Source organism: Rhodopseudomonas palustris (assembly GCF_003591005.1).
GTDB classification, from domain to species: domain Bacteria; phylum Pseudomonadota; class Alphaproteobacteria; order Rhizobiales; family Xanthobacteraceae; genus Rhodopseudomonas; species Rhodopseudomonas palustris_K.
In genome coordinates this window covers 305,356-313,820 of the sequence record NZ_QYYD01000003.1, presented here as the reverse complement: position 1 = coordinate 313,820, position 8,465 = coordinate 305,356, and the positions used below count along the sequence as shown (strand labels likewise).

Genomic DNA, 8,465 nt, shown 5'->3' with positions numbered 1-8,465 from the left:
CCCCCCCGCCCCCCCCCCCCCGCGCCCCCCCCCCCCCCCCGCCCCCCCCCCCCCCCCCGCCGGCGGGGGGGGGGGGGGCGGGGGGCCCCCCCCCCCCCAGGCACTGTGCCCGCGTCGCCCTCACCCCAGCCCTCTCCCGCAAGCGGGAGAGGGAGCGCGCTGTGCGGGGAGAAAGGCTGCGGCCCGCTTACACAGGCGAACATCCTCATGCGCCCACCGCCTTCAGCCGTTGCGCGGCGACGCGGTGGTGGGCGTGGGTGATGGCGATGGCCAAGGCGTCGGCGGCGTCGGCGCTCTTGGGTTCGGCCTTGGGCAGCAGGATCTTCAGCATCATCTGAATCTGGGTCTTGTCGGCGTGGCCGGCGCCGACCACCGTCTTCTTGACGAGATTGGGCGCGTATTCGGCGACCAGGAGGCCGTGCATCGCCGGCACCAGCATCGCGACGCCGCGCGCCTGGCCGAGCTTCAGCGTCGCGGCGCCGTCCTTGTTGACGAAGGTCTGCTCGACCGCGGCCTCGGCCGGCGCATAGGCGGCCAGCACCTTGCCGAGCCCGTCATGGATCGCCAGCAGCCGCTCGGCGAGCGGCAGCGTGTCCTTCGGCTCGACCGAACCGCACGCCACATAGACCAGCCGATTGCCCTCGCTCTCGACCACCCCCCAGCCGGTGCGGCGGAGGCCGGGGTCGATCCCGAGAATGCGGACGCTGCGAATCGGCGGCTGGGTCATGGCGCAGTGATAACGCCACAGCGAAGTGAACGAAACAGAAACAAGGCGTAGCCGTCATTGCGAGAAGCTAAGCGACGAAGCAATCCAGCTCAGTGCACGGTGGCTGGATTGCTTCGCTTCGCTCGCAATGACAGGGCGGCCGCCCTACCCCGCCATCTTCGCCATCAGCGCGTCCGACACCTCGAAATTCGCGTAGACGTTCTGGACGTCGTCGTGGTCGTTGAGGTTGTCCATCAGCTTGAACAGCTTTTCGCCGGTCTCGTCGTCGACCGCGATGGTGTTCTGCGGCTTCCAGATCAGCGCCGCCTTTCGCGGTTCGCCGTATTTGGCCTCGAGCGCCTTGGCGACGTCGCGGAAGGTGTCCTGCGAGGCGTAGATCTCGTGGCCGCCCTCGCTCGACACCACGTCGTCGGCACCGGCCTCGATGGCGGCTTCCAGCATGTCGTCGGCCGAGGCCTTGTCGGCGTCGTATTCGATCACGCCGGTGCGGTCGAACATGAAGGCGACCGAGCCGGTTTCGCCGAGATTGCCGCCGGACTTGGTGAAGAAAGAGCGGATGTCGGAGGCAGCACGATTACGATTGTCGGTCAGCGCCTCGACGATCACGGCGACGCCGCCCGGCCCATACCCCTCGTAGCGGATCTCGTCGTAGTTCTCGGAGTCACCCCCGACCGCCTTCTTGATGGCGCGCTCGATATTGTCCTTCGGCATGTTTTCCTGCCGGGCCGCGATCACCGCAGCGCGCAGCCGCGGGTTCATCGCCGGGTCCGGCGTGCCGAGCTTGGCGGCGACGGTAATTTCGCGGGCCAGCTTGCTGAACGCCTTGGACTTCTGCGCATCCTGCTTCCCCTTGCGGTGCATGATGTTCTTGAATTGGGAATGTCCGGCCATGCGTTCTCTCTCGCGGTCGATCAGAAAAATTTCGGGCTGCGGCGCGGGGTTATAAGCGGCCGGTCGACCGAAATCAAAGACCCGGCAGGCCCTCCCCCTGCGAAAGGCTTGTATTCCGGTCGCGAAAACTTAACCGTAACTTCACCAGGTCACGCGAGTATCTGCGAAATTTCGCGGTTTGCGGGAGGAACCATGGCGTTCGGCCTCTTTCGAAAGCGGCAGGCGGAGGCGCCTTTGCCGGACGTTACTCCCCCGACGGCCCTGCAGGTTGCGACCCCGCCGGTCACAGACGAGGTTGATTCGGCGTCCGACATCCTCGAGCTGCTGGAGCTCGAGCTCGGCTCGCTGATTCGCCAGCTCGAACGCGCCGCCCATTCGGTCACGACCGGCGTGCAGTCCACCACCTCGACGCTGCACACCATCCGCGAGCGCACCGACGCGCTGACTGGCCACACCAGCGCCGCACAGACCACTGCGGCTTCGTTCGCGCAGGCCGCCGACAAGTTCACCCACTCAGCGGAAAGCATTTGCACGCAGGTGCGGCAGGCGTCGCAACTCGCCGACGACGCCAGCGCGGCCGCTCATGAAGCCACCGCGAATGTCGAGCGGCTGCGCGAATCTTCCGCCGCCATCGGCAATGTCGTCAACCTGATCGCCCAGATCGCGCGGCAGACCACGCTGCTGGCGCTGAACTCGACCATCGAGGCGGCGCGCGCGGGCGCCGCCGGCCGCGGCTTCGCGGTCGTGGCGACGGAGGTGAAGGCGCTGGCGGTCCAGACCCAGGAAGCGACCGAGGAGATCAAGCGCAAGATCGACGCGCTGCAGCGCGACGCCTCGAGCTCGGCCGATGCGGTGCATCGCATCACCAGCGCGATCGCGGCGATCCGCCCGGTGTTCGACAATGTGAACGGCGCCGTCGCCGAGCAGAACGCCACCACCGGCGACGTCTCCGGCAATGCCACCACCGCCGGAAATTTCATCGTCTCGGTCGGCGATAGCGCCGCCGAAATCGCCAGCGCCACGCAGGAAGCCGAGCAACACGGCGCCAGCGTCGCGCGCGCCGGCCAGACCGTGACGCTGTTCGCCGAAAAGCTGCGCGCCCGCACCGCCGTGCTGCTGAAGCAAGGCGAGCGCGAGGAGGCGCGCCGGCGCGAGAAGCTGCCGTGCCATCTGTCGATCGAGATCGCGGCGCCGCGCGGGCGCGTCAGCGCACCGGTCTATGAGATCTCGCACGGCGGCGTGCTGATCGCCGGCCCCGCCGCGGCGTCGCTGGCGGTCAACCAGACGTACGATGCCGATCTGCAAGAGGTCGGCGCCTGTCGCATTCGGATTACCGAACACAGCGGCGCCGGCGCGCAGGCGGTGTTCGTCGCGCCGAGCGCGGCACTGCGCGAGGCGATCGAGGATCGGCTGTGGGCGATTCGCGACGAGAACTCCGAATGCGTCGCCCGCGCGCTGGAAGCCGGCGCCGAACTGCACCGCATCTTCGAGCGCGGCATCACCAGCGGTGCGATCACGCTGGAGGCGATGTTCGACGAGACCTACGTGGAGATACCTGGCACCAACCCGGTGCAATATCGGACGCAGATTCTCGACTGGGCCGATCGCGCGCTGCCGCCGTTCCAGGAGGCCTTCCTCGCCAAGGATCCGCGGATGGCGTTCTGCGTGATGATCGACCGCAACGGCTATCTGCCGGTGCACAATCGAATCTATTCGCAGCCGCAGCGCCCCGGCGACGTCGCGTTCAACACCGCCAATTCGCGCAACCGCCGCATCTTCAACGATCCCGCCGGCCTCGCCGCCGGCCGCAATACCCGCCCGTTCCTGATCCAGAGCTACGCCCGCGACATGGGCGGCGGCAATATGGTGATGATGCGCGAGATCGACGTCCCGGTGAAGGTGCGCGGGCGACACTGGGGCGGATTCCGGACGGCGTATAAGTTGTAGGTGTCATCGATGACCGATGAACCTCAGTCAGCTCGAAATGAAACTTCGAAGCTGACAGCCAATTTCACGAGCAATCTCGGGGTTGGGCTCATCACCGCCGGTGTGTTTGCACCGGCGCTGTCGCTGCTGTCCGAATATCTGATGCTGACCAGAAATGAGTTTCTGTACGTCGGAGCTGGTTGCGTGGTTCTGAGCGCAATCCTACGTTGGGCTGCAAGAAGTGCGCTGCGGAGCATCCAATGAACAACGTGCTCTACCTGCTGACCATTCCGGCGCTCGTGACCGTGATGGGCGTGGTCATGGTTTGGCATAATAATCGTGTCGCCGCACGGACTTGTGCTCCGGCGGCGCGAGGTGGATCGCCGGGTCGAGCCGGGCGATGATGGCTGCTGTGTGGAGCTGACACGTCGGTTACTTCATTATCGCCTACTTCGCCGAGCCGACCACCTGCTTGCACGCGTCCGACAGGCCGGCGAAATTGTCGGCGAGGCATTTCTTGATGCGGCCACCGCCGGGCGTCGTGCCCTGGCAGAATTTCTGGTAGTCCGGCTTGCAGGCTTCGCGCGCGGCGCCGCGGTCCTGGGCGCTGGCGAGCGACAGCGTCACGGTGAGTGCGGCGATGACCAGCGCTGCGACCAAGGTGGCGCGGACCAGCGCGTCGCTGGCGTAGAACAAGGCGGGCCGGGCACGGCCGGCGTTTGGAGTCAGTCGCGGCATGAGGGCTCCTGTGATCCGGGGTCCAGAGATCGTTCGCGCTGCAATTCGGGCAGGCGGACATAGGTGATACGATAGAGCTGCCGCGATCCTTCGCGGCGCGGCGCGGCTTTAGCGAAACATGCCGCCGACGAGTTGCCGGCGTCCTTTCGGCGAGATCTGCTCCAGCGTTTCCACAAAGGTGTCGATCACTTCGTCGCCGATCCTGATCCGCTTCTCACGCGCATCCTTGATGGCTGCCTGCAGCGCCGGCTTGTCGAGTTCGGCCTGCCCGGTCAGCCGCAGCGTCTTCATCAGCGCCGCCATATAGGCGGCCTGCAGCGGCTGCAGCTGTGGCTGACGGGCCTGGAAATTGCGGCGCAGGATTTCGGCGTCGTCGGACGGCAGCCGCGTGGCGACGCGTTCGATCAGCCGGATCGGCGTGCCGGCGCTGTTCGGCGCCCATTCGGGCTGCAGCCATTGCGCGCCCACATAGGCGCCGAGCGCGACGTTGAGACAGAGCGACGCCAGCAGCAGCAGGCGGCCGCCGGTGAGCGAGCCGATCCGGAGTGTCATTGGTTTCCCCACAGGCTGATGACGGAGGCGTCGAACACGGCCGCCACGGTGGCGACCGCCTGGTCATCCTGGTGATAAGGCAGCGCACCGGCGAGCCAAACGCCGAGCAGCGCCGAACAGGCGAGACTGCCGGCGGGCAGCAGCGAAACCGGTTGCAGCCAGCGCCGATGCCAAGGCGGCCGCGCCTCGCTCACTGCGATCGCGCCCAGTACCGCCAGCGCGGCGCGGTCGACTCGCGCCGAGCTTACCTCGGGTGAGCCCGCAAGCAACGCATCGAACGCCCGGTGCTCGCGCAGCATCGCGGCGCCGGCGTCGGTTCGCGCCAGGATCCACGCGGGATCTCGTTCAGCTTCAGGCCAACGCGCGATGTCGCCGCCCCAAATTTCCGCCAGCTCCCTGAAACGTTCGGGCGTCATGGCAACCTCCTGGTCTGCTCGATGGTCTCGACTTCTGTCTTGAGGGCGATGCGGGCCCGCGCCAGCAGCGACTCGAAGGCCTTGGGGCTAAGCCCCATGGCCCGTGCCGCCTCGTCGCCGGACAGGCCTTCCATGTGAAACAGCGCGATGGCGCCGCGCTGCCGTTCGGACAGCCGCGCCAGCGCTGCCTCGAGCGTACGGCGCTGCTGATCGGCGATCACGTTGTCGAGCGGCGCCGGATCGCCTGATGCGATCTCGGCCGCTTCCTCGATCGGCGCATGCTTGGGCTTGCGCGACCGATCGAACGAGAGGTTCAGCACGATCCGGTACAGCCAGGTCGTGAAGCGCGCGACCTGCGGATCGAACGACGCCGCCTTGTTCCAGACCCTCAGAAACGCTTCCTGGCCGACGTCGTCGGCTTCGGCGGGGTCACGGACGACACGCTGCGCGATACGGATGGCGCGCGGCATGTGCCGCGCCATCAGCACGCGAAACGCTTGCTGGCGCCGAGCCACGACGGCGGCCATCAGCGCTTCGTCGCTGTCGTCCTCCACCGTGATCGCCCCCTGCCCGGTCGCCGCTGCGTCGCTCCGCCGACTAGCACAGCCGCCACGCACCCGCGATCCAGCAGCGCGGCGCCGGTAGCACCGGCGCAGCGACGACGACGCGCGGCGCCACATACACGGGCGCCACCGGCGCGACCACATAAGGATAAGGCCTATAATAACGGCGAACCGGCCCGCAGCCGGGATAGACGCCGACGCCGCGCCAGCCGCCGCGAACGCAGGCAATCGGCTCGGCTGCAATCGCAGGCGCCAAGACTTGTGGACCCGCGGTGGATACGATCAGGGGGGCGGCCTCGGCCGCGATCGGAGTGGCAACGGCGATCGCCGCGGCGATCAGGAACTTGTGCATCATCGGATCCTCTCGTCAAAACCCAGCGAACAGCCGGCTGATGTGACAAATACGGACCCGCTCCGACTTTCCTTCGCGCCGCGACGGCATGTTTGAGGCCCCGACCTCCGAGCAAAGCTCGACTAAAGTTATTCCCGATGCTCGGCTTGAGCGGTACGCAGTTGCCGAAATTTGCCGATTTTCGACCTCGTGGTTCTACGAGCGACAATCCGTCCGCCGATTATTTACGATTAGCTATCAATCTTCGTGGATAGTTCCTTTTCTGAAACCGTCGCTCGATTGATGCAATCGGCAGCAACACTGCCGCGGATCGGTCGCAAGTGACGCAAGACCCCATCGGCACATGTGGCCTCCGCACGGCGCCTCGCAGGCGCCGAACGCTGAGCTGCGCGGCGTCGACGGCGCGAGCAGCACGCTGGTCGGATTCGCCCGCGTGACCGCCGCAAAGGGGCCAACTGCACGGATCGCCGAGCTCGGCCTGATCTGCACCACATCAGCCAACATAGCGGGAACGCAGAATGCTGTCCAAACTACGCATGACGATCAGCCGCCGGATCTATCTGTTGATCGGACTCGGCTTCGCCGGACTCTTGATGACGAGCCTGCTCGCTTCCGAAGAGATCGCCTCGGGCTTGAAGCAGCAGAAGCAGATCGAGCTCGCCCATCTGGCCGATCTGGCGATCGCGATCATCAAGGATGAGCACGATGCCGCGCAGCGCGGCGAGATCAGCAGCGACGAGGCGCAGAAGCGCGCTCAGGCGCGGATCGGCAAGCTGCGCTACGGCGGAAACGAGTACTTCTTCATCACCGATCTGCAGAACCGGATGCTGATGCATCCGATCGCCAAGCAGCTGATCGGACAGGATCAGACCGACACCAAGGATTCCAACGGCAAGTATCTGTTCCGCGAGATGGTCGAGACCGTGCGCCGCGACGGCAGCGGCTATGTCGAATATGTCTGGCCGAAGCCCGGCTCCGATCAGCAATTCCCCAAGCTGAGCCGCGTCGCCGGCTTCGCGCCGTGGGGCTGGATCGTCGGCACCGGCGTCTATATCGACGACCTGCAGGCCCAGACCTGGAGCGCAACGCAGCGGCTGCTGATCGCCGCCGCGATCGTGCTGCTGATCATCACGCTGGTGTCGGTGCTGGTGGCGCGCGGCATCACCCGGCCGATCCATGCGATCACTGAGGCCATGAAGCAGCTCGCCGCTGGCCGGCTCGACGCCGAGGTACCGGGCGTCGGGCGCGCCGACGAGATCGGTGACATGGCCGGCGCCGTCGAGGTGTTCAAGCTCAACGCCATCGAACGGCAGCGGCTGCAGGCCGACCAGGAGGAGGCTGAAGCGCGCGCCGCCGCGCAGCGCAAGGCCGACACGATGCGGCTCGCCGGCGAGTTCGAACGCGCGATCGGCGAGATCGTCGAGACGGTTTCGTCCGCCTCGCACGAACTCGAAGCCTCCGCCACCATGCTGACAACCACCGCCACGCGGTCGCAAACGCTCGCGACGACGGTCGCGGCAGCGTCGGAAGAAGCTTCCACCAACGTGCAGTCAGTGGCGTCGGCGACCGAGGAGATGAGTTCGTCGGTCAACGAGATCAGCCGCCAGGTGCAGGAATCGGCGCGGATTGCCCATGAGGCGGTCGAGCAGGCCCGCGCCACCAATGGCCGGGTCGAAGAACTCGCCAAGGCGGCGGCGCGGATCGGCGACGTGGTCGAACTGATCAACACCATCGCGGGCCAGACCAATTTGCTCGCGCTCAACGCCACGATCGAAGCGGCGCGCGCCGGCGAAGCCGGCCGTGGCTTCGCGGTGGTGGCCGCGGAGGTCAAGGCGCTCGCCGAGCAGACCGCCAAGGCCACCGGCGAGATCAGCCAGCAGATCGGCGGCATCCAGGCGGCGACCGATCAGTCGGTGGCGGCCATCAAGGAAATCGGCGGCACCATCGGGCGGATGTCGGAGATTTCGTCGACCATCGCCTCGGCGGTCGAGGAGCAGGGCGCGGCGACGCAGGAGATTTCCCGCAACGTCGCGCAGGCGGCGCAAGGCACTCAGGACGTCTCGTCCAACATCACCGAAGTGCAGCGCGGCGCCACCGAAACCGGCTCGGCTTCGAGCCAGGTGCTGTCGGCGGCGCAATCGCTGTCGCAGAACAGCTCGCGGCTCAAGGTCGAGGTGGCCAGATTCCTCGACACCGTCCGCGCCGCGTAGTCCGAAACGAGGCCGGCGCCCTCGGGCGCCGGCGGTTTGGTAAACCGGCGTTAACCAACGCTGTTTACGTGTTGGTGAGGATCACGGCGC

The 8,465-nt window shown here is 66.7% G+C and carries 10 protein-coding genes; 3 read left to right on the top strand and 7 right to left on the bottom strand.

What is annotated here, in order from left to right; genetic code table 11:
• Nucleotides 1-205: 205 nt before the first annotated feature.
• Complete coding sequence (gene ruvC / locus D4Q52_RS04925; protein ID WP_119855415.1) at nucleotides 206-727, bottom strand: crossover junction endodeoxyribonuclease RuvC; 522 nt, start codon at nucleotides 725-727, stop codon at nucleotides 206-208.
• A 144-nt stretch (nucleotides 728-871) separates the two neighbouring features.
• Nucleotides 872-1,618, bottom strand: coding sequence for a YebC/PmpR family DNA-binding transcriptional regulator (locus D4Q52_RS04920; protein ID WP_119855414.1), 747 nt, complete (start codon nucleotides 1,616-1,618; stop codon nucleotides 872-874).
• A gap of 192 nt (nucleotides 1,619-1,810) precedes the next feature.
• Between D4Q52_RS04920 and D4Q52_RS04915 the strand changes: the two genes are divergently transcribed.
• Nucleotides 1,811-3,565, top strand: coding sequence for a methyl-accepting chemotaxis protein (locus tag D4Q52_RS04915; RefSeq protein ID WP_119855413.1), 1,755 nt, complete (start codon nucleotides 1,811-1,813; stop codon nucleotides 3,563-3,565).
• Between the two features lie 9 nt (nucleotides 3,566-3,574).
• Nucleotides 3,575-3,808, top strand: a complete 234-nt coding sequence (locus D4Q52_RS04910) for a hypothetical protein (protein WP_119855412.1) — start codon at nucleotides 3,575-3,577, stop codon at nucleotides 3,806-3,808.
• A gap of 183 nt (nucleotides 3,809-3,991) precedes the next feature.
• Here D4Q52_RS04910 and D4Q52_RS04905 read toward each other — a convergent pair whose 3' ends face one another.
• The 5 genes from D4Q52_RS04905 to D4Q52_RS26405 all read right to left on the bottom strand — a co-directional run bounded on the left by D4Q52_RS04905 (nucleotide 3,992) and on the right by D4Q52_RS26405 (nucleotide 6,168).
• Entirely contained in the window at nucleotides 3,992-4,282 is a 291-nt protein-coding gene (locus D4Q52_RS04905) for a cysteine rich repeat-containing protein (protein WP_119855411.1), read from the bottom strand.
• Between the two features lie 108 nt (nucleotides 4,283-4,390).
• A complete protein-coding gene (locus tag D4Q52_RS04900; protein WP_119855410.1) occupies nucleotides 4,391-4,834 on the bottom strand; it encodes a periplasmic heavy metal sensor in 444 nt (147 codons plus the stop codon).
• Nucleotides 4,831-5,250: a hypothetical protein gene (locus D4Q52_RS04895; protein ID WP_119855409.1), complete on the bottom strand. Its 420-nt coding sequence runs from the start codon at nucleotides 5,248-5,250 to the stop codon at nucleotides 4,831-4,833. The genes D4Q52_RS04900 and D4Q52_RS04895 overlap by 4 nt, the downstream gene beginning before the upstream one ends.
• Nucleotides 5,247-5,804, bottom strand: coding sequence for an RNA polymerase sigma factor (locus D4Q52_RS04890; protein ID WP_234831067.1), 558 nt, complete (start codon nucleotides 5,802-5,804; stop codon nucleotides 5,247-5,249). Before D4Q52_RS04890 ends, D4Q52_RS04895 begins: the two co-directional genes overlap by 4 nt.
• A 43-nt stretch (nucleotides 5,805-5,847) precedes the next feature.
• Nucleotides 5,848-6,168, bottom strand: coding sequence for a hypothetical protein (locus tag D4Q52_RS26405; RefSeq protein ID WP_182915232.1), 321 nt, complete (start codon nucleotides 6,166-6,168; stop codon nucleotides 5,848-5,850).
• A gap of 515 nt (nucleotides 6,169-6,683) precedes the next feature.
• Between D4Q52_RS26405 and D4Q52_RS04885 the strand changes: the two genes are divergently transcribed.
• On the top strand, nucleotides 6,684-8,375 hold the full coding sequence (locus tag D4Q52_RS04885; RefSeq protein ID WP_119855407.1) for a methyl-accepting chemotaxis protein: 1,692 nt from the start codon (nucleotides 6,684-6,686) through the stop codon (nucleotides 8,373-8,375).
• The last annotated feature ends 90 nt before the right edge of the window (nucleotides 8,376-8,465 follow it).